Genomic DNA, 21,036 nt, shown 5'->3' with positions numbered 1-21,036 from the left:
CGAAAGGTGGCGCTGGAACATGGATGTTCCATCGGCACCGGTCCGTAAGGCAGACGAGTGAAGTGAAGGCACCGCGTAGCGGCGCGAGGACCGCCGGCCCGGGTGCGGTCCCAGACGGCGTTATCGCCAGTCATTAACTAACATGAATTACGACATAAATGGCGACCCTTAGATGTCAGAGGATGCGCACTCATTCAACCCTATCCCCAATCTTGTGCATTGAACGCCCCGAAACGGTGCATCAATGCCACCCCTCCGTGACAATTCCCTGATTTAACCGCTTCTGCCGACCTGGCACATCACTTGCTAGGTTGTATGTACAAGTAAAGACCACGTGGTTGATATCAAATTTTATTCTGGCTGGCTCACAAAAAGCTCATGCCGACAATGATCTGCCGCACGCTAACTTGTATATACATGAAATGTCATCTGCGCTGTATCAGCTAACAGAGACAGCCAATTCGATAAATGACCAGGAGAAGCCGCATGACGCACCGCGCCCCAATTCGCCGTTTTTGCCTCACGACCCTGTTTGCCAGCCTGCTGATCAGCGGTGTTGCTGTGCAGGCGAAAGAGTGGAAATCCATCACTATCGCCACTGAAGGCAGTTATGAACCCTGGAACCTGACGCTGCCAGGCGGCAAGTTAGGCGGCTTTGAACCTGAACTAATGGAAGACCTGTGTAAACGCATGGGCATCCAGTGCAAGCTAGTGGTGCAGAACTGGGATGGCATGATTGCTGGACTTAACGCCGGAAAATATGACGTGATCATGGACGCGATTGTCATCACGCCAGACCGTAAAAAAGTGGTGAATTTCACCGTGCCCTACGCGTCCACGCCAGCCACCTTCATCACCACCAAAGACAGCCCACTGCTGCCAGCGGATAAAAACATCATCAAACTGCATGATGATGAAAAAGAAATTAACGCTGCGATTGCCCCGCTGAAAGCGGCAGTTAAGGGCAAAACCATCGGTATCGCCTCTGGCACGGTCTACACCCCCTTCATTGATAAATACTTCAAAGATGTCGCAGACGTGCGTGAGTACACCTCTTCAGCGGATGCCATCCTCGATCTCCAGGCGGGCCGTATTGATGCGGTATTCGACGACGTCACCTTTGCCCAGTCGATGCTGGCACGCAAGGAGAACAGCAACCTGACCTTCAGCGGCCCGCAACTGGGTGGCCCAATCTGGGGAGAGGGTGAAGCCATGGGCGTACGCATGGCGGATAACGATCTGAAAGCCAAACTCGACGAGGCGATCAAAGCCGCGCTGGCGGACGGCACAGTGAAAAAGCTGAGTGAAAAGTGGTTTAAAACTGACGTAACGCCGTAAGTGAGGTGAAAGATGATGAGCCTGCTGAGTTTTGGTGCTGATGGATGGGGTCGCCTGATCCTCGGGGCCGCCTTCACCACGCTGCTGCTGTCGCTGTCCGCGCTGGTGATTGGTGCCGTAGTCGGTTCGGGCGTCGCGGCAGCCAAGCTGTCGCCGCAGCGCTGGCTGCGTTGGTTGGGTGAAGCCTATTCGACGGTGTTTCGTGGCATTCCAGAACTGCTGGTGATCTACCTGTTCTATTTTGGTGGTTCAGGGCTGATTACGCTGGTGGGGCAGATGTTCGGCGCTGACGGCTTCATCGAAGCGCCGCCCTTCCTGATTGGCGCGCTGGCGATTGGGCTCATCTCTGGATCTTATCAAGGTGAAGTGTATCGCGCGGCGCGTCTGGCGCTGGCAAAAGGTGAAATCGAAGCGGCGATGGCGATAGGGATGCCACGCTGGCGCATCGCACAGCGCATTCTGTTACCGCAGATTGTGCGCTATGCGCTGCCGGGCATGTCGAATGTCTGGCAGATGAGCTTAAAAGACTCGGCGCTGGTGTCGGTGACCGGCATTGTCGAATTGATGCGTGCCAGCCAGGTCGCTGCGGGATCCACGCGTGATTACTTCACCTTCTATCTGATTGGCGGTGCCTGCTATCTGGTGCTGACACTGCTGTCTAATCATGCGTTTCGTCGGGCGGAGTTACGCCTGGGACGCGCCTGGCAAAGTCGCACTGCGGCACAGCATTAAGGAGCAGCAGCATGATCGACTTCGCCTTTCTCACGGATACCTTCCTTAAACTCAGTGCCGCGCTGCCGGTGACGCTGGGTCTGTTTATCAGTGCTTTCCTGTGCGGCGGCATTCTGGCGCTGGGCATTTTGACGCTGCGCATGAGCCGCTGGCGTGTATTAAGCGGCTTTGCGCGCGGTTATATCCTGGTGTTCCGCGGCTCTCCGCTGCTGATCCAGCTGTTTCTGATCTACTACGGACTGGGCCAGTTTGGTGTCATCCGTCACAGCTTTGTCTGGCCTTTTCTGCGTGAACCCTTTATCTGTGCAGTGCTGGCGCTGTCGCTGTGCACGGCGGCTTACACCGCGGAGATCTTGCGCGGCGCTTTGCTGGCGGTGCCACCAGGGCAAGTTGAAGCCGGGTTAGCCTGTGGCATGTCGCGCTGGTTGCTTCTGCGCCGCATTATCGCGCCGATCATGCTGCGCTACGCACTGCCAGCTTATTCCACCGAAGCCATTTTGTTGGTGAAATCCACCGCACTTGCCAGTCTGGTGACTGTCTGGGATGTCACGGGCGTGGCGCAACAGATCATTCAGCGCACCTATCGCACCATGGAAGTATTTGTCTGTGCTGCGGCGATTTACCTGATCCTCAATTTCATTATCGTCCAGCTTTACGCGTTATTAGAACGCCGTTTAACCCCGGTGCATCGCGTTGAAAAAAAGCCGTTACCCGCCGTTAAACCGCTTGCCGGAGAGTAAGATGCAATCCACATCACCTGTTACCTTAACCGCCACAGATATCCACAAATCTTTTGGCGCGATGGAAGTATTAAAAGGCATTTCGCTGCAGGCGCATCAAGGCGATGTCATTTCGATTCTTGGTGCCAGCGGTTCCGGCAAAAGTACCTTGCTGCGCTGCATCAATTTGCTGGAAACGCCGGATGCGGGTGTCGTCAGTGTCGGTGGCGAAACCATTGAAATGAAGCGCCATGCGCGTGGCCATCAACTGGCGGCGAATCCGAAGCAGATTGAGCGCCTACGCTCACGCTTGGGCATGGTGTTCCAGAGTTTTAACCTGTGGTCACATATGACCGTGCTGCAAAACGTCATTGAAGGGCCGCACTATGTGCTCAAGCGCGATAAAAAAAGCTGCATCGCGCAGGCGGAGCAGCTGCTGGATCGTGTTGGCTTACTCAATCGCAAGGACTTCTATCCGGCGCAGCTTTCAGGCGGGCAGCAACAGCGTGTGGCGATTGCTCGCGCCCTGGCGATGGATCCAGAAGTCATGCTGTTTGATGAACCGACCTCGGCGCTGGATCCGGAGCTGGTGGGCGAGGTGCTGAAGGTGATGCGCAGCCTGGCAGAGGAGGGCCGCACCATGCTTGTGGTGACGCACGAGATGGGGTTTGCGCGCAACGTCTCCAATCGTGTGGTGTTTATGCACCAGGGCACCATCGATTGCCAGGGCACACCGCAAGAGATGTTTGGCGAACAAGGATCGCAGCGCTTTAAGCAGTTTATCTCCAGCCATCAAAGCCACCACACGGAGCAAACCGCATGACCATCGTATGGGGCGACGCGCCGTTGACATGGCAGGAGCTGGTGCAGGTTGCACGACATGATGCTGAACTGACCTTGAGTGTCAGTGCCTGGCAGCGCATTGCGCAGGGGCGCGAGATTGTCGAACAGATCGTGGCCAGCGGTCATATTGCTTATGGCATCAACACCGGATTAGGGGCGCTGTGCAATATCACCTTGCCGGAAGCGCAACTCAGCCAGCTTTCACGCAACACGCTGTTGAGCCACGCTTGTGGTGTCGGGCCACTGCTGGCGCGCGAACAGGTGCGCGCCATTCTCTGTGCCGCGATTGCCAACTACAGCCACGGTAAGTCTGGCGTGTCTGTGGCGTTGGTGCAGCATCTGCTGGCGTTACTCAACAACCAGATTACGCCACAGGTGCCCTCACAGGGATCGGTGGGGTATCTCAGCCATATGGCACACATCGGGCTGGCGCTGATTGGCGTGGGCGACGTTGAGTATCAGCATAAGATCATACCCGCTGAACAGGCGCTGGGTCAGACTGGACTCACACCTTATCGCCCGGGTGCAAAAGAGGGCTTGAGTCTGGTTAACGGCACACCCTGCATGACCGGTTTGTCATGCCTGGCGCTCGACGATGCCGCACGCTTGCTGGACTGGGCCGACGTCACTGGCGCCATGAGCTTTGAAGCGCTGCGTGGGCAGTTGGTGGCATTTGATGCCGAAGTGATAGCTTTGAAAGCCAGTCCTGGGATGCAGGTGAGCGGCCAAAGGTTACGCCAGTTGTTAAACGACAGCCCATTGCTGGCAAAAAGTGTCGGGGTGCGCACTCAAGATGCACTGAGTCTGCGCTCGATGCCGCAAGTACACGGTGCCAGCCGCGATCAGTTCGATCATGCCGCGCGTCAGGTGAATACCGAATTAAATGCCTGCACCGATAATCCGCTGGTGCTGGGCACGGTGGATAACTGGCGCGTGGTGTCCCAGGCGAACCCACACGGTGAATCGGTGGCGATGGCGGCAGATCTGTTAGCCATTGCCATGGCGGAAGTGGGAAGCATTGCCGAGCGGCGGTTGGATCGACTGGTGAATCCGTTGGTCAGTGGTCTGCCCGCGTTTCTGGTGGCACAACCGGGGGTAAATTCCGGCATGATGATTGCGCAGTATGTGGCGGCCTCACTGTGTGCGGAAAACCGTCAGCTGGCGCAACCGGCGGTGCTGGATAATTACGTGACCTCAGGTTTGCAGGAGGATCATCTCAGCCTCGGCACCGGCGCGGCGCTCAAGCTGCTGAAGCTGGTGGGCAACGTCTGGCAGATTCTGGCGATCGAATACCTGCTGGCTGCGCAGGCGCTGGACTTTCACGGTGAGGAGGCACTCGCGCAGGGCACAAAGCAGGCATTACATCGCTTACGTGCCGTGGTAGCGAACTGGCAGGAAGATCGCTGGCTGGCACCCGAGATTGCGCGAGCGGTTGAGGTGATGAAGACGCAATAAATTGCGTCTCTACGTCAGGTGCCGGCTTTATCCCCGGCGGGCATCTGGCCGGACTAAATCAAAGCGCAGATCCTCACTGATGCCGTAATAAGCCGAAGGGCCACCGGCACGCAGAATCGGTTGCGCCTTAGCCGTCTGGTAAATACCGTTCTCCAATAGTGACTCATCAATGTGAATCGCCACCACTTCGCCCAATACCAACCAACTCTCCAGCTCGGTTCCCTGCACATCTTGCAGACGAATCAGCTGGGTTAAACGGCACTCAAAATTTACCGGGCTCTCAGCCACCATACTGACATTCACATGTGAGGCGGCGAGGGGCGTCAATCCTGCCAGCGCAAACTCATCCTGTTCAGGCGGGACGGACGCGGAACTCTCGTTCATTGCTTCCGCCAGCGGGCGCGTCGCCAGATTCCAGACAAACTCTTTGCTCTCACTGATATTGCGTACGCTGTCTTTCCAGCCGCTGCTGGCGAAACCGATAATAGGCGGATGATAGTTAAAGCAGTTAAAGAAGCTGTAGGGGGCCAGATTGCGTTGGCCGCTCGCGCTGAGGGAACTGACCCAACCAATAGGGCGCGGTCCGACAATGGCGTTCAAAGGGTCGTGCGGCAAGCCATGCCCGCTTCGTGGTTGATAAGTGTAACGTTGCCGCATTAGCGCTCCTGATTCGTCCTTCATACTTCGTACGACAGCGGCGTTGGCTGCGCGTGCGCACGCCAGTCACTGACATCTGTAAGCGCCTGGGTTACCCACACTTGCCGCCTTGCTGTAGCACGAATTATTTTGGACTCAGTTTTGGGATAGTAGGTTTAAATTCAATGCAGAAAATCTTGTAGGCGGATTGTGCGATGCCGCCATCCAGCGTATCTTACGCCCGCGCTACTTTCCGGAGAAACTATGAACAAGCCAGCCGCTACCTCGCCATTCCATCCACGTAATCGCCATCAGGGCCGTTATGATTTTGCCGCTCTGACCGCAGCCCATCCGCCGCTGGCGGTAAAAGTGCGTCCCAACGGCTATGGCGATCTGTCGGTGGATTTTGCCGATCCTGAAGCGGTCATGCTGCTGAACCAGGCGCTGATTAAGCTGTTCTACAACCTCAACTGGCAGTTACCGGAAGGCTATCTCACCCCGCCGGTGCCGGGTCGTGCTGACTACATTCACGCCTTAGCCGACCTGCTGGCAGGCGACAATGGCGGTAAAATCCCGCGCGATTTAGATATCATGGATATCGGTTGCGGTGCCAACCTGATCTATCCGTTAATTGGTCACGCCGAGTACGGCTGGCGGTTTACCGGTACTGACATCACCGCCGAAGCGATTACTGCCGCCAACCAGATTGTGGCGAGTAATCCAGGTTTGCAGCGCGGTGTGCGTCTGCGCCGCCAGAAAAATGCCTCGGCAATTTTTGCCGGAGTGGTGCATAAAAACGAACGCTATCACGCGGTGCTGTGTAATCCCCCTTTCCACGCCTCGGCGCAGGAAGCGGCGATGGTTGGCCAGCGTAAAACGCGCAACCTTGGCTTAGGGAAAAACGCGCCGCTCAACTTTGGTGGCCAGCATAACGAGTTGTGGTGTGAAGGGGGCGAACGTCAATTCGTCGGCCAGATGATCGATGAAAGTGTCGCCTTCGCTGACCACATTGTCTGGTTCACCTCGCTGGTTTCGCGCAAAGAGAACCTGCCAGCGCTGCGCGACCAACTGCGCGATCTCGATGCGCATGAAGTGCGTATCATCGAGATGGCGCAAGGGCAGAAGCAGAGCCGCTTTATTTCCTGGACCTTCCTGCCGCCAGCGGCGCGCGCGAAACGCATCGCACGCCACGGTTAGTCGGGCGGCAACGGGGTGTTGGGGCGTGCTTTAGCACGCTGGATAACGTCCGTTGCTACATCGGTGGCGGCAGCGCAGGCACACTGGCAGCAGAGGCTACATCACTGCCGGTTTGCATCACCTCTACCGTTTGATGTGGCGCTCTGATCCCCGCCGCATCAAAATGCTTCTTCACTTTATCATCCAGAGCAAACCGCACCGTCCACTGTTTCAACGGTTGGGTGGTAAAGGACACGCGTACGGTAAAGGACTGGTTGGTTAAGCCGACTAACCCCGAAAAACTCGGTTCGCCGATCACCATGCCGCGAATATCTGGGTTATCCAGTAAATCTTTCACTGCAGCTTGCAGCGTGGCGTTGACGCGCTCGGTATCTTCACTGCGGTCCACATCATAATTCGCTACAAATGAGCCGATGCCGCGCACGAAGTTGGCGAAGGTGGTGATCGAAGACCACGGAATGATGTGATAGGCACCGGTATCCTGGCGTACACCAACCGAGCGAATGGACATGCGTTCTACCGTGCCGGTAATCGGCCCGATCGTCACCAAATCGCCGGTATTCATACCATTCTCAAACTGGATAAAGATGCCGGTGATAATATCCTTCACCAGCGTCTGTGAACCGAATGACACCGCCAGCCCTAACGCACCGGCTCCCGCCAGCAGCGGCGCAATATTCACCCCTACCTCAGACAGCAAAATCATAATGGTGATGGTGCTGATCACCACGGCCAGCGCGTTTCGGAACAGCGTCAGCAGTGTGCGCGTACGCGCACTGGGCATCGGGCGACCGTGAGAATCTGAGGCCAGGCGGCTTTCAATCAAGCTGGCGAGTAACGTCCAGCCAATGGCGGAGAGCAGCAGGATCATCACGATGCGGATCAGCACATCAACCATCTTCTGCCCGGCACCGTAGGTCAGCCAGTGTGTGAGATCGAACAGATTCCAGGCATTCAGTAAGAGCAGCAGAGTGGCAAACACGGTAATGACGCGAGCCAGTTTTAGCAGCGCTTTTACCCAGTCATTCACCCGTTTTTGCAACTCAGGGTAATTGCGACGCAGGTCGGGCGACAGCGTCAGGGTCTTACCAATCCAGCGCGTCAACATGCCAGAGATCAGCGCGGCGATGACAATGATCGCCATACTGCGCACCGTGGCAGACATCATAAACTTCAGGCTGTCGCCAGGGTTGAAGATTGAGAACAGGAACAGTGCAATAAAGTAAGCGCTCGCCAGCCAGTGCCACACCATACCGAAGGCGCGAATGAACAGGGCAAAGAAGCTCATGCTGCGGTCGGCCAGGCGCGCCAACTCATCGTGGATATTGCGCTTGTTGCGGAAAATCAGCCACAGTGCCCAACCGGTCATGATGCACATGATCAGCACATTCACCAGCGCGCCGATCTGTACATTAACCTGATTGGAGACAATCGGCACCACCACCAACAGTCCGTAACCAATGATGCCGCTCAACCAGCTCAGGCGCGTATTCCAGTACGCGGCGCGTGCATCGGAAAGATGGAAGAAACGCAGGGTAGGGAAGCGGGGGCAGAAAATCAGGCGCAGCACCGCTTTGAAAAATTCAATCAGGGCAAACGCATTCAGGAACAGCCCTTGCTGATAGGCAATGGTGCGGTTGTTGTTGTGGTAGTTATCACTGATGATCTGGCCGATAAACAGCGTCAGTGCCAGAAGCAGTAAATCGAGGATAAACGCTGATGCAATGGTGGCAGGAAGATGCAACCATTTGCTGCGTTCAAGATTGTGATTACGTCCCCAGCGGCCCATGCGTTGCCAAATCGGGTACATCAACAGCCGAGTCAGCCAGTAGAAGGCAAACACGGCGGCGGCCAGCCCAACAAAATACTTCAGCGCATTAAAAAAGGTCTGCTGGTTAAACGCCTTATGCGGCGCATTCACAATGTTGTCATGCAGCCGAACAAACTGTGAGGCCACTGCGCCACCATATTCCCGCGTCACGTTGGTGACACTCTCCAGCACGGTGGGATCTTCCTGATCGGCCTGCGGCGGTGCCAGTACCGGCTGCTCGTCCACTGCTTTACTGTTGGCAGCCTGGCGCAACTGATCAATCAGCTCCTGGCGCGAATCATTGTTTTCCAGAATATTGGCCAGTGCGGCATAGGCGGCTTTTTTATCTTCAATGGTGGGTTCGCTGTTAGCCGTGTTGCTGGCTGTGGGGGGTTGCGTTTGTTGAGCCGCAACGGCCGCCTGCGGCAGATTGACCGCGTTGGCGGCAGGCATGAGGAACAGACAGAGCAGCATCCATATGGCAAAGCGCCATGATGGGTGGGCAAACGACATGACTTTCTCCTTGAACAACGCTCAGCGGCACCAGAGAAAAAGTATAGTCAGCAATGGAAGGTGAAGATTCTGAAAGGAAAATTATCTATACCCGTCATACTTCAAGCCGCAGGTGCGTTGGCTGCCTTCACTCACCCCAGTCACATACTGGTGTATGCTCCCGGGGATTCGTTCAGTTGCCGCCTTCCTGCAACTCGAAGTATTTAGGGTATAACAAAGCCGAAAGATAATAAAAAAGCCGCACAGCTAAGCTGATACGGCTTTTTACTTACTGCATCGTTATCAGGAAACGTGCTGCAGGAACTCGCGCAGACGATCGCTCGGCGGGTTGGTAATCAACTCATCTGGGTTGCCATCTTCAGCGATGGTGCCTTTGTCGATGAAGATCAGACGTGAAGCCACTTTCTGTGCGAAACCGACTTCGTGCGTCACGATGACCATGGTCATGCCTTCTTCCGCCAGATCCTGCATAACCTTGAGCACTTCATGGCGCAGTTCAGGATCGAGGGCAGAGGTCGGCTCATCAAACAGCATCATCTTCGGTTTCACTGCCAGAGCACGGGCGATCGCCACGCGCTGCTGTTGTCCACCGGACAGTTCAGCCGGGAAGTGGTGTGCACGCTCAGCCAGGCCTACTTTGCCCAGCAGTTCACGTGCCAGCTTCTGCGCAGCGTCTTTCTTAGCTCCGCGTACGCGAATAGGACCGAAGGCAACGTTATCCAGCGCACTCATCTGTGGGAACAGATGGAACTGCTGGAACACCATGCCGGCTTCCTGACGGATCAGGCGCTCGTCGACTTTCGGATCGTTGACCTTCATACCATCAACAATCAGGTCTCCGGTGGTGATCTCTTCCAGCTTGTTGATGCAGCGCAGCAGGGTAGATTTACCTGAGCCTGATGGCCCAATAATCACCACCACTTCACCCTGATTAATCTTCAGATTGATGTCGTGCAGAACCTGAGTCTGGCCGAAGTTTTTAGAGACGTTTTTAAATTCAATCACAGGATTTTCACCCTTTTCTCAATACGGCGCAGCACAAAGCTCAACACCAGCGTAATAACCAGATAGATGATGGCAACAGCACTCCAGATCTCCAGCGCGCGGAAGTTTCCGGCGATGATCTCCTGGCCCTGACGGGTCAGTTCCGCCACACCAATCACGATAAACAGCGAGGTATCTTTGATACTCACAATCCACTGGTTGCCCAGCGGTGGCAGCATACGACGCAGCGCTAATGGCATGATGACGTAGCGCAGGGTTTCACGACGTGATAAGCCCAGCGCCAGGCCCGCTTCACGGAAACCTTTGTTGATCGACAGCACCGCGCCACGCGTAATTTCCGCGATATAGGCACCGGAGTTAATCATGATGGTCACCACCGCGGCAGTGAACGGATCGATACGCAAATCCGGGAAAGCCATCGGCAGGGCGAAGTAGATAAACATCACCTGCACCACGATAGGCGTGCCGCGAATCAGTTCGATAAAGACCAACGCGAGGTTGTTGGTCACCCAGCCGCCATACGCGCGGGCGAAACCGGCCACCAGACCGATAATCAATCCGCCGACCAGGCCGAGTACGGAAATTATCAGGGTCATTTTGGCGCCTTGGATCAAAATCGGCAGGGCAGGCCAAATGACGCTCCAGTCAAACTCCATGGTGTCACTCCAGAATCAGTTGCAGTGGAAATATAAAAAGCAGGGAGAATAAGCTCCCTGCTACAAAAATCGGCTTAAGCCGGAATTATTTTGGTTCGCTGCCGAACCATTTTTTATAAATAGTATTGTAGGTGCCGTTGTCGCGCAGGGTTTTCAACGCGCCGTTGATCTGGTTACGCAGCTCATCACTGCCCTTAGGCAGGGCGATACCGTACTGCTGGGCTTCGATAGATTCGCCAACCGCTTTAAAGCGACCTTTACCTGCAGTATGGATGAAGTACAGGATGTTTGGTGTGTCATGCAGCACGGCATCAGCACGGTTGGTGCCTAATTCCATGTAGGCGTTGTCGATGTTCGGGAACTGACGCAGATCTTTCGATTTGATGTGTGCTTTCGCGTAATCAACAGAACCGGTACCGCTCTTCACCGCAACCACTTTGCCGTTCAGATCGTCAATACCTTTGATGTTGTTTTCATTTTCACGCACCATCACCAGCAGACCGCTTTTATAGTAGCCGTCTGAGAAGTCGATCGCCTTCTGACGCTCAGGTGTGATGGTGATACCGGCCAGCGCAACGTCAACGTTTTTGGTTTGCAGAGCTGGAATGATACCGCTGAAGTCCATTGGCTTCAGGGTGTAATCCAGCTTCAGCTCTTTAGCAATAGCGGCCCACAGGTCGATATCGAAGCCGACATAATCGTTGCCTTGTTTGAATTCAAACGGCACGAATGCGGTGTCAGTGGCGACAACCAGTTTCTTATCTGCTGCAGTGGAAGAAAGCGAGAAGGCCAGCGCCAGCGCGGCCACGGAGACTTTAATCAAAGACTTCATCATTATTTTCCTTATTACCCTTCAGACCTGATGGCCTGCTGTACGGCGTATCATATGAAAAAATTATGCCAACTTTTCATTTTTATCGAAATCAGCAGGATGCAGGGCCGTGCTGAAGCGATTTTGCATACAATGAAAAGCTTGCACCTATTTGGATCACCAAAATGGTGCATTGTGCTGTTGTGGTGCGGGCACAGTGTGCACCAAGGGCATAGCAAGGGAAAGGCAGGATTAAGAAATTGTTAACGGCGTCAAAAAAAGCACCATGATGTTACAAATGTAAAAAAGGCGGGATAACCCGCCTTCGTTGTCATACGTTATTCAATGTTGGATTCGATGAACCACAGGAATTTATCCAGATCCCGCGATGCGGCCGTGAAAATATCAGCGGTATCTTCATCGCTGACTTCGCTAATCGCCTTACGCGTATCGTTAGCCACAATCGCATATCGATCGGCCAACGCTTTCAGGTGATCCTGCACGCTGTGAATATTGAGCGGATAGCTTTTCAGTGGTGTTTTATCGTTGACGATCTGGGTAGTTCCCAAAGCAACGCCGCCCAACTGCACGACACGCTCGGCAATAGTGTCCTGATGATCCGTAATCGCCGTACGGAAGCCATCCAGCATCTCATGCACGGCAATAAAGTTGGCGCCACGCATATTCCAGTGCGCCTGTTTGGTGATCAGCGACAGGTCAATATATTCCACTACCAGACGGTTGAGCACCTCGATGGTCGCTTTCTTATCGCTATCAGCAACATCATTACGGGTGTAAATGAGATCAGACGATTTAGTTTTAACCAGTTTTGCGGTACTCATCATGAATGTCCTCTAATTGATGGTTGTCCTAATCAAGCACGGGAATAAGTATAGCAGCAGTTTTTAGTTGTGCCGGATTGTTTAAACCGATGACAGGAATAGATAAACCTTAATGTTGCATGGGATTTAATCGAGTTTGAATTAATTTCATGTATAACAATGGGTTGCTAATGATGTTAATTATCTTTCAGTGATGTTGCAAAATAATAACAAATGCGGATTGAGTAAATGAAAAGAATTGAATGAGAATGCTTATTTATTCAGCCTGAATGTTTCAGGCTGAATAAAGCCGTTATTTACTGCGGGTTGTTTATATCCACTTCGTTTATTTTGGCACGCTTTTGTTTCATGGTGAGTGTCGAACCCGCCGAAGCGGCAATAATCGCCAGTAAAGCGATCCACTGCTTAAAGGTCAGCAGTTCACCGAGGAAGAGCATGCCAGAGAGGGCGGCCATCGCCGGTTCCAGGCTCATCAGGGTGCCAAAGATACGTGCAGGTAGTCGTGTCAGCGCCATCATCTCCAGCGAGTAGGGGATGGCACTGGAGAGCAGGGCGATGATCAAGGCCAGCGGGAGTATTTCCCAGTGCCAGATGCCCGGAGCAGCAAAGGTTAAGCCGAGCGGCACAAAGATGATCGAGGCGATCAACGATCCCATTGCCACGGTGGCCGGGCCATGTTCTGCGCCAGCGCGTTGGCCTGCCAGTATATAGACGGCCCAACAGGCACCGGCTCCCACCGCCAGCAGTGCACCCAGCGGATCGATATGGCTGATGCCATCGCCAATCGGCAGCAGGAACCACAACCCTGTCACCGCCAGCAACACCCAGAGAAAATCCAGCGGGCGGCGTGCACCCGCCAGTGCCAGCGTTAAGGGGCCAAGAAACTCGAGGCCAACCGCGACACCTAGCGGCATGGTTCGGATGGATAAATAGAAGAGGTAATTCATGCACCCCAGCGCCAGTCCGTACATTAATAGCGGCTTGCGTTGAGCACGCGTAAAACGCAGGCGCCAGGGCTTAAAGATGACGCAGAGAATCAGGGTGCCTAGCCCCAGACGCAGCGCGGTGATGCCGGGTGCGCCCACGGTGGGGAACAACGATTTGGCAAGTGAGGCACCACCTTGCAGTGAAAGCATAGCGATAAGCAGTACGGCAATCGGGAACCATACCGGAGCCATTTTGGGGTTGGTCAGAGGCGCAGACATCCTGTAATCCATTCCTGTAGTGATTAACAACAAAGTAACAAAACGCCAGTTTAAAGGAATTCGGAGTAAATAAGGAGGCGCACAACAGGGAAATAAAATACCGCGACGGGATGAAAAGTAACCACTTTCAGGGCCATTTCAGTAAAGAAATGTCAGGTTTTTTTAGGAATATACTTAAAGGTATTATTTGTGACCCGAAATTAGATTGCAGAAATATGAAGGTTTTTATAAGTAAAATGAATGACATACGAAACTTCATTAACTTTCTGTTACACCAAACAATCTGTTAGACAACAAATACGGGGCAGAGTTTCTGGCTGATTTTTGTTATATTTTTAGCGTTGTCAGGAGAGAAGTATATTCACATTTGAGGTGGTTATGAAAAAAATTGCATGTCTTTCAGCACTGGCTTGCGTACTGGCAGTTTCTGCTGGTTCAGCCATGGCACAGAGCACCGTTTCTGCTGGCTACGCGCAGAGCGATTATCAAGGTGTTGCTAACAAAGCAAACGGCTTCAACCTGAAATACCGTTACGAAGACGGTACTAACCCACTGGGTTGGATCGGTTCTTTCACCTACACCGAGAAAGACCGTACTGACGCTGGCGTGTACAACAAAGGCCAGTACTACGGTATCACCGGTGGTCCTGCTTACCGTCTGAACGACTGGGCAAGCATCTACGGTGTTGTCGGTATCGGCTACGGCAAATACCAGGCAAACGACGCAGCTGCACAGTCTAAATCTGATTCCAGCGATGTTGGTTTCTCTTATGGCGCAGGTATGCAGTTTAACCCAATCCAGAACGTTGCTCTGGATGTTGGTTACGAGCAGAGCCGTATCCGCAGCGTAGACGTGGGCACCTGGATTGCTGGCGTAGGTTACAGCTTCTAAGTCCTTGCTTAGACCAGAGTTGCACAATAAACGGCCCAATGCGGGCCGTTTTTTTATGCCTACTGTTTGGCAGGAGGAGGCAGTGTCGCGCGGATCTTTTTGACCTGGTCAGCCGTTACCGGTGCCGCTTTATTGCCCCATCCGTTGCGGATGAAGTTCGCGACATCAGCGACCTGCTGATCATCAAGACGCCAGGCGAAATCAGGCATGGTGAAACCGGTCGGCGCCTGCTGCGTAATCGCACGTTGGCCTCCTTTCAGAATCACACTGATCACTGAAGACGGGTCCTCACTCAGCAAGGCAGGATTGTGCGCCAGCGCAGGGAAGGTACTGGCGTAGCCTTTGCCATCCGTTCGGTGACAGGCCGCACAGTTATCGACATACACCTGTGCGCCCGGTTGGCTGACATCCCCTTTGAACAGCGCTTGTGCCGTGGCATCGCTGGCCTGCGGAGGCGCGGTTTCATCTGCGGCAGGCAGTGACTTCAGATAAACAGCTATCGCATTCAGATCCTCATCACTGAGGTATTGCGTGCTGTGTGCGATGACATCGGTCATTGAACCAAAGGCGGCACCCTGTTTATTGGCACCCGTTTTCAGGAAGGTGGCGATATCCTGCTGTGACCAGCTGCCAAGTCCTGCGGCTGGGCTGGCGGTGAGATCGGGCGCGTGCCAGCCTTCCAGCGTGCCGCCGGTCAGATAGCCTTTACCACTCTCATCCATGGCTTTTTCCTGGAAGCCGATGCCGCGCGGCGTGTGGCAGGATCCACAGTGACCCAGCCCCTGCACCAGATAAGCACCGCGCTGCCACTGTTCCGATTTGCCCGCCACCGGTGCATAGGTGCTGTCATCGGCAAAGGTCCAGCGCCAGATCGCCAGCGGCCAACGCATGCTCAGCGGCCAGGGGATGTCGCTTTTGTGATTCTCCTGGCTGACCGGTTTAACGCCTTGCATAAAGTAGTCATACAACGCGTGCATATCGCTGTCGCTGATTTTGGCATAGGACGGGAACGGCATCGCCGGATAGAGCGAGCTACCATCTTTTGCCACGCCGCCACGCACCGCTTTTACGAAATCGTCGTAGCTATAGTCACCAATGCCGTGGGTTTTATCGGGGGTGATGTTAGTCGAGTAAATCGCGCCAATCGGCGTGCTCATTTTGAGTCCACCGGCAAACGGCTGGCCGCCCGCCGCTGTGTGGCAGGCGGCGCAATCGCCCGCTTTCGCCAGATATTCACCCTGTTTAACCGAAGCTTCACTGGCTGCCAGTGCCGCATGGCTTACCAGTGCGCCGCTCAGAGCGAGAAAAAGTGCGGAAAATTTCACTATGACGCTCCTTATCAGGCCTGAACCAGCGGGCCGGGGTTAGCAAGGTAGCGGTTGCGAATCGCATCCGCCGCGAACAGTGCGGTGGCACACACAATCCCGGTGGGGTTGTATGCCAGGTTTTGCGGGAAGCAGCAGGCACCGGTCACAAACAGATTCGGCACATCCCAACTCTGCAGATATTTGTTCACCACGCTGGTACGCGGATCGTCACCCATTACCGCACCACCCGTGGTGTGCGTGGATTGATAAGGACGCACATCGTAATGGCTGTTGAGCGTCTTGAATCCCACTTCGTAGTGCTTCGGATTCATCACCTTGACGATCTCTTCTGCTTTATCCTTGATGAAGTTGGTCATCTTCAGTTCGTTTTGCTGCCAGTCGAACGTCATGCGCAGCAGAGGCTGACCGTAGATATCACGGTAGGTAGGATCAAGATCGAGATAGCACTGCTTGTAGGGCATCACGGAGCCGGACGAACCGACGTTCATATTGTGCAGATAATTATCTTTGATGGCCTGCTTCCAGCCTGAGCCCCAGCGTGGCGCATCTTTAGGAATGCCCATCTGCTGAATCGGGCGACCACCAGAGAAGGCGGCGGAGATGGTGGCACCGCCGACAAAGCCGACTTTACTGTGGTCAAAGTTCTCGGCGTTGAAATCGTCGATCACTGTTGAAGTAGCGCCGGTCGCGGCAAACGGATTGAACCAGTTGTCGTTGTCATAGAACAGCTTGATGCCACCGGTCATCTGATAGGCGTAGTTTCTGCCCACCACACCGTCACCGGTTTGCGGATCGTAAGGCTTGCCGATTTTCGACAACAGCAGCAGTCTTACATTGTGCAGCTGGAAGGCGCTGAGGATCACCAGGTCTGCTGGCTGTTCCACTTCATTGCCTTGCGCATCGATATAGGTGACGCCTGTGGCTTTCTTGCCACTGCTGTCGGTATTCACGCGGATCACGTGTGCCTGAGTGCGCAGCTCGAAATTGCTAAAGGGTTTGAGTGCGGGGATGACGCAGCTCTGTGGTGAACCCTTAGAGTAGTTGAAGCAGCCAAAGCGTTCGCAGTAACCGCAGTAGTTACAGACACCAAGCTGTACGTTGTAAGGGTTGGTCCAGGCTTCGGTACAGTTGGCCGCCGGGCATTCGAAGGGATGATATCCCAGCTGTTTCACGGCTTTGGAGAACAGCTCGCCAGCATACAGGGTTTCCAGTGGTTTGGTCGGGTAGCCATTTTTACGCGGAGATTCAAAAGGGTTACCGCCTTCGACTTTTTCACCATTCAGGTTACCCACCTGACCGGCCGCACCGCAGATTTTTTCGAACTTGTCGAAGTACGGCTCCATTTCATCGTAGGTGAACGGATAATCTTGTACCGTCATGTCTTTAGGGATGAAATCTGCGCCGTATTTTTCAATCACGGTGCTGCGCATTTTCAGATCGGCTTCCAGCGGACGCCACAGCTGACCATTCCAGTGGGTACCCGCACCGCCCACACCATCACCGGGCAGGAAAGAACCAAAGCGGCGATAAGGCAGCGCGGTTTCCTGGGTAGTGTGGCGCACCGTGACCGTCTCTTTCGAGGCATTCTGGAACAGTTTTAAACGGATGCCGTAAGTGAGTTCATCCGCGATGCGCGGATAAGAGAAGTCAGGGTAGGTATCGCGATTTTCGCCGCGTTCCAGTGCCACAATATTCAAACCAGAGCTGGCCAGTTCCATCGCCATCAGCGAGCCGGTCCAGCCAAACCCGACGATCACCACATCGACGGGCGCTTTTTTTACTGCTGCCATTACACGCTCCTTTTGCTGGAAATACTGACTGGGCCAAGCGGATAGGGTTTATTCGGCTGTTGTACGGTATCGACGAAGTCCGCACGTGCACCGGGAAAACCAATCATTTTCCACGAGGCCAGCGTCTGGTTGCCGCCGTGAATCGGATCGGCGAGATAACCCTCTTTGGCGTTCTCCAGCAGTTGCTCGAAAAACAGCTTGCCGTGAATGGCATCGTTACGCAGTTTGTCGGCTTCCAGCGCGTGCAATACCTCTTCCTGCTGCGCGGTTTCCAGCTGATAAAAATCTTTCTGATACTGCTGCTGACAATGTTGGTCAGCCATGGCAATCCCCAAACGATAGGTGTCGCGTGGGACTAAATGCGACTGGTAACCCATCTCTGGGATGGCATCGGCAAACGGGCCCTGCATGTACCACAGGCGTCCATAGCCGTAGGGCAGTTCCATTTGCTTATCAATAAATACTTGTACGCCTTCGCTCACGGCACCCGGGCCATTGGCATCGGCGGGGATCAGGCGATCCAACGCGGCGAGCAGGAATTTCCACTCTTTGTCATTGAAGTAGGCAGGAACATAGTCTGATAACACACCTTGCGGTTTGTCGGCAGCGGGGGAGGAGAGTGACACCACACCGGTGCTGGCTGCGGCGGCGAGAGGAATGAGCGAGAGCGATTTTTGCAAAAATCGTCTCCGGCCCGACGGTTGCTCTTCAGGCTTTTTTAGTGACATTGCTGATCTTCCTTACGAAAACCCACCCTGGGTTAGTTTTGTTATAAGTATGTAATTTTTTGTTATGAGGAGATTAATCAGCTGTCACAATAGGTTGCAAGCTAAATGTTAGCAGCCTAACCGTTTAAGCCGTGTTGAAGAAAAGAAGTGGGAATAACCTGAAGCGATTCAGCCATAGAAGAAATGGGGATATGACTTTCGTTCAATAACAATAGAAAGAGTGGGACTAAAAAGGTAACAAAATGTGAGATCGTGCAAAGGATCCGTGTGAAAACGGATCCGAAGAGGAGATGTAAACCGGCGTTATCCGCGCCAGATTAAATTCGGGCAAGGACGCTCAACCAGCTGTTTGCCCGTCAGCTTTTCAATCAGCATCAGACGCAGTGCAAACGGTGAACGGCTGAAGAGGCACAGCAGTGACTTCAGTTCAAAAGCCGGTTTGCTTTGTTCAGCCTGGAAGCATTTGCCGCAGTCGAGGCAGTTTTTCATGGTGGTCATGTTTACCTCCCGAAAGAATGACATCGTAACAGTAAGCATAAGCCTGCAATAAACAGCAGGAAAAGGAGCAGCAGCAGATAGGGTTCGTTCATCTTTGCCTCCTTAATAAGCTATTCGCTTACATTACGAACAAAGATAGCACTGGCTATACTCTTTAGCCAACACTATTTAGGAAAAATTTGTGCTTATTTGTGCCTGGTTTACAATGAGCGCAGCCAGGCCCGCACCGCAGTTAAAGTGCGGCAGATAATAAAGAGGAAGCTGAATGAGTCGTCGTGCAAAGAGCGCTAACAATACGCCCCAGGGGCCGCTTAAAGATATCGAGGAGCATGTCGAGGGATTTCGCCAGGTGCGCGAAGCGCATCGACGTGAACTTATTGATGACTACGTCGAGTTAATCTCTGATTTGATTCGTGAATTTGGTGAAGCCCGTCAGGTGGATATGGCTGCGCGCTTAGGCGTTTCTCAACCTACGGTAGCCAAAATGCTGAAGCGTCTGGGCACCACCGGTTTGGTTGAACAGGTGCCGTATCGCGGTGTATTTCTTACTGCGGAAGGCGAGAAGCTGGCCGAAGCGAGCCGCGTTCGCCACCATATTGTTGAAACCTTTCTGTTGGCTCTGGGTGTCAGCCCGGAAACCGCCCGCCGAGATTCTGAAGGTCTTGAGCATCACGTCAGTGATGAAACCCTGGCCGTTTTCAAGCAGTTTTACGAGAGTCGCTAACCTACAAGGCTTTTCGCCATCATGCCCATCGTGCTTCGTTCCTTAATGCGTGATCGTATTTTGCATTTGTTGTTGCTGTTGGGTGTGGTGCTGTTGCCGCTGGCCGATTTTCGCTGGCCGCAACTGCCAGCCGCTGTTGACTGGCACACCATCATGACGCTCACCGGTTTATTAATGCTAACCAAAGGGCTGGAGAACAGCGGCTACTTTGATGTGCTTGGTGCACGCCTGATTCAGCGTTTTCAGCATGAGCGCACGCTGGCGCTGTTTATGGTGTGTGCGGCCGCGTTACTCTCCACCTTTCTGACCAATGATGTCGCACTGTTTATTTTGGTGCCGCTGACATTGACGCTGCGTAAATTTTCACGCTTACCGATTTCCCGCCTGATTATTTTTGAGGCGCTCGCGGTGAATGCGGGATCGCTGCTGACGCCAGTCGGCAATCCGCAGAATATTTTGCTGTGGAGTCACGGCACTTTGAGTGTGTCGGGGTTCATGCTGCAAATGGCTCCGCTGGCTGCGTTTTTAATGATCACCTTAATGGCGCTCACCTGGTGGAGTTTCCCTGCCCGGCTTATTGAAAAGCATGCACAAAGCGCCGCGCATCAGTGGCAGAAGCCGCTGTTTTTCGTCAGCGTGTTGCTCTACGTGGTGTTTATCGTGGCACTGGAATTGAAAATGACGGGCTGGGCGTTGCTGCTGGTCGCCGCCTGCTTTTTAGTGATGGCGCGTAAGGTCTTAGCCAGTATTGACTGGAGCCTGCTACTGGTGTTTGTGGCGATGTTTATCGATGTCTTTTTATTGATGCATCTGCCTTTACTGCAACCGCATTTCGCTGCTATCAGTCAGTTGGGAGAGGGCGGGTTATATCTGCTGGCGATTGGCCTGTCGCAGGTGATCAGTAACGTTCCGGCGACCATTTTGCTGTTACAGAAAGTGCCGCCATCCGATGTGTTCGCCTGGGCGGTAAACATTGGTGGTTTCGGTCTGTTGCCGGGTTCGTTGGCCAATCTCATCGCGCTGCGTATGGCACAGGATGCGCGCGTCTGGTGGCGTTTCCATCTGTTTTCTTTACCGATGCTGGCGTGGTCAATGCTGTGGGGCTGGCTATTGCTCCAGTGGCTGAATTAAACCGACATTTTTGTGCTGCTAACCGGGCTGACGCGTTGATTTTTCAGCGCGTTATCGCAGTGAGTGGCAATTAATGCGTGTTTTGTTGGCTTCTGTAAAGTTGTACTGGAATTTGTCAATTTTCGATCTAAGGTTAAGTTGACCGTTTTTGCCCGTGGATCGGGATCACAGCCAGCGATGATAA

At 53.8% G+C, this 21,036-nt stretch carries 20 protein-coding genes; 9 read left to right on the top strand and 11 right to left on the bottom strand.

From position 1 onward, the window contains the following. The first annotated feature begins 486 nt into the window (after positions 1 to 486). Genes QMZ30_RS19110 through QMZ30_RS19090 form a run of 5 tightly spaced genes read left to right on the top strand, consistent with a single transcriptional unit; the run spans position 487 to position 5,087 of the window. Positions 487 to 1,338, top strand: a complete 852-nt coding sequence (locus QMZ30_RS19110; protein ID WP_039336717.1) for a transporter substrate-binding domain-containing protein — start codon at positions 487 to 489, stop codon at positions 1,336 to 1,338. Positions 1,339 to 1,350: 12 nt separating this feature from the next. Beyond that, positions 1,351 to 2,070, top strand: coding sequence for an ABC transporter permease (locus QMZ30_RS19105; protein WP_039336715.1), 720 nt, complete (start codon positions 1,351 to 1,353; stop codon positions 2,068 to 2,070). A gap of 11 nt (positions 2,071 to 2,081) precedes the next feature. Further along, the gene (locus QMZ30_RS19100) at positions 2,082 to 2,810 is read left to right on the top strand and encodes an ABC transporter permease (RefSeq protein ID WP_058972307.1); all 729 of its coding nucleotides are present in this window, start codon (positions 2,082 to 2,084) and stop codon (positions 2,808 to 2,810) included. Between the two features lies 1 nt (position 2,811). After that, complete coding sequence (locus tag QMZ30_RS19095) at positions 2,812 to 3,612, top strand: ABC transporter ATP-binding protein (RefSeq protein WP_058972306.1); 801 nt, start codon at positions 2,812 to 2,814, stop codon at positions 3,610 to 3,612. Beyond that, the gene (locus QMZ30_RS19090) at positions 3,609 to 5,087 is read left to right on the top strand and encodes an HAL/PAL/TAL family ammonia-lyase (protein ID WP_283228591.1); all 1,479 of its coding nucleotides are present in this window, start codon (positions 3,609 to 3,611) and stop codon (positions 5,085 to 5,087) included. Before QMZ30_RS19095 ends, QMZ30_RS19090 begins: the two co-directional genes overlap by 4 nt. A 27-nt stretch (positions 5,088 to 5,114) precedes the next feature. Here QMZ30_RS19090 and QMZ30_RS19085 read toward each other — a convergent pair whose 3' ends face one another. Then, entirely contained in the window at positions 5,115 to 5,744 is a 630-nt protein-coding gene (locus QMZ30_RS19085) for a flavin reductase family protein (protein ID WP_039336034.1), read from the bottom strand. A 243-nt stretch (positions 5,745 to 5,987) separates the two neighbouring features. On the opposite strand from QMZ30_RS19085, the gene rlmF reads away from it, so the two are divergent. After that, the gene (gene rlmF / locus QMZ30_RS19080; RefSeq protein ID WP_283228590.1) at positions 5,988 to 6,920 is read left to right on the top strand and encodes a 23S rRNA (adenine(1618)-N(6))-methyltransferase RlmF; all 933 of its coding nucleotides are present in this window, start codon (positions 5,988 to 5,990) and stop codon (positions 6,918 to 6,920) included. A gap of 55 nt (positions 6,921 to 6,975) precedes the next feature. Here rlmF and ybiO read toward each other — a convergent pair whose 3' ends face one another. The 6 genes from ybiO to rhtA form a co-directional block, all read right to left on the bottom strand. Further along, entirely contained in the window at positions 6,976 to 9,204 is a 2,229-nt protein-coding gene (gene ybiO, locus QMZ30_RS19075; RefSeq protein WP_502921493.1) for a mechanosensitive channel protein, read from the bottom strand. A 321-nt stretch (positions 9,205 to 9,525) separates the two neighbouring features. After that, a complete protein-coding gene (gene glnQ / locus QMZ30_RS19070) occupies positions 9,526 to 10,248 on the bottom strand; it encodes a glutamine ABC transporter ATP-binding protein GlnQ (protein WP_039336039.1) in 723 nt (240 codons plus the stop codon). Beyond that, the gene (gene glnP, locus QMZ30_RS19065; protein ID WP_039336041.1) at positions 10,245 to 10,904 is read right to left on the bottom strand and encodes a glutamine ABC transporter permease GlnP; all 660 of its coding nucleotides are present in this window, start codon (positions 10,902 to 10,904) and stop codon (positions 10,245 to 10,247) included. The genes glnQ and glnP overlap by 4 nt, the downstream gene beginning before the upstream one ends. Before the next feature lie 85 nt (positions 10,905 to 10,989). Next, a complete protein-coding gene (gene glnH / locus QMZ30_RS19060; protein ID WP_039336043.1) occupies positions 10,990 to 11,736 on the bottom strand; it encodes a glutamine ABC transporter substrate-binding protein GlnH in 747 nt (248 codons plus the stop codon). A gap of 317 nt (positions 11,737 to 12,053) precedes the next feature. After that, complete coding sequence (dps, locus tag QMZ30_RS19055) at positions 12,054 to 12,557, bottom strand: DNA starvation/stationary phase protection protein Dps (protein ID WP_058972301.1); 504 nt, start codon at positions 12,555 to 12,557, stop codon at positions 12,054 to 12,056. 296 nt (positions 12,558 to 12,853) lie between these two features. Further along, positions 12,854 to 13,762, bottom strand: a complete 909-nt coding sequence (gene rhtA, locus QMZ30_RS19050; protein WP_283228588.1) for a threonine/homoserine exporter RhtA — start codon at positions 13,760 to 13,762, stop codon at positions 12,854 to 12,856. Between the two features lie 378 nt (positions 13,763 to 14,140). On the opposite strand from rhtA, the gene ompX reads away from it, so the two are divergent. Beyond that, positions 14,141 to 14,653: an outer membrane protein OmpX gene (gene ompX, locus QMZ30_RS19045; protein WP_058972298.1), complete on the top strand. Its 513-nt coding sequence runs from the start codon at positions 14,141 to 14,143 to the stop codon at positions 14,651 to 14,653. Positions 14,654 to 14,712: 59 nt separating this feature from the next. Here ompX and QMZ30_RS19040 read toward each other — a convergent pair whose 3' ends face one another. The 4 genes from QMZ30_RS19040 to QMZ30_RS19025 form a co-directional block, all read right to left on the bottom strand. After that, complete coding sequence (locus QMZ30_RS19040) at positions 14,713 to 15,981, bottom strand: c-type cytochrome (RefSeq protein WP_502921492.1); 1,269 nt, start codon at positions 15,979 to 15,981, stop codon at positions 14,713 to 14,715. A gap of 11 nt (positions 15,982 to 15,992) precedes the next feature. Continuing rightward, positions 15,993 to 17,771: a GMC family oxidoreductase gene (locus QMZ30_RS19035; protein WP_058972296.1), complete on the bottom strand. Its 1,779-nt coding sequence runs from the start codon at positions 17,769 to 17,771 to the stop codon at positions 15,993 to 15,995. Beyond that, positions 17,771 to 18,499, bottom strand: coding sequence for a gluconate 2-dehydrogenase subunit 3 family protein (locus tag QMZ30_RS19030; RefSeq protein ID WP_283228587.1), 729 nt, complete (start codon positions 18,497 to 18,499; stop codon positions 17,771 to 17,773). Before QMZ30_RS19030 ends, QMZ30_RS19035 begins: the two co-directional genes overlap by 1 nt. Before the next feature lie 303 nt (positions 18,500 to 18,802). Further along, a complete protein-coding gene (locus tag QMZ30_RS19025) occupies positions 18,803 to 18,997 on the bottom strand; it encodes a hypothetical protein (RefSeq protein ID WP_058972295.1) in 195 nt (64 codons plus the stop codon). Between the two features lie 265 nt (positions 18,998 to 19,262). On the opposite strand from QMZ30_RS19025, the gene mntR reads away from it, so the two are divergent. Together mntR and QMZ30_RS19015 are read left to right on the top strand one after the other, a co-directional pair. After that, on the top strand, positions 19,263 to 19,721 hold the full coding sequence (mntR, locus tag QMZ30_RS19020; protein ID WP_039336423.1) for a manganese-binding transcriptional regulator MntR: 459 nt from the start codon (positions 19,263 to 19,265) through the stop codon (positions 19,719 to 19,721). A gap of 21 nt (positions 19,722 to 19,742) precedes the next feature. Next, positions 19,743 to 20,852, top strand: coding sequence for an SLC13 family permease (locus QMZ30_RS19015; RefSeq protein ID WP_058972294.1), 1,110 nt, complete (start codon positions 19,743 to 19,745; stop codon positions 20,850 to 20,852). Positions 20,853 to 21,036 lie beyond the last annotated feature (184 nt).

Source organism: Pantoea sp. EA-12 (genome assembly GCF_030053355.1).
GTDB lineage: Bacteria > Pseudomonadota > Gammaproteobacteria > Enterobacterales > Enterobacteriaceae > Pantoea > Pantoea vagans_C.
This window is presented reverse-complemented; position numbering and strand designations above follow the sequence as displayed.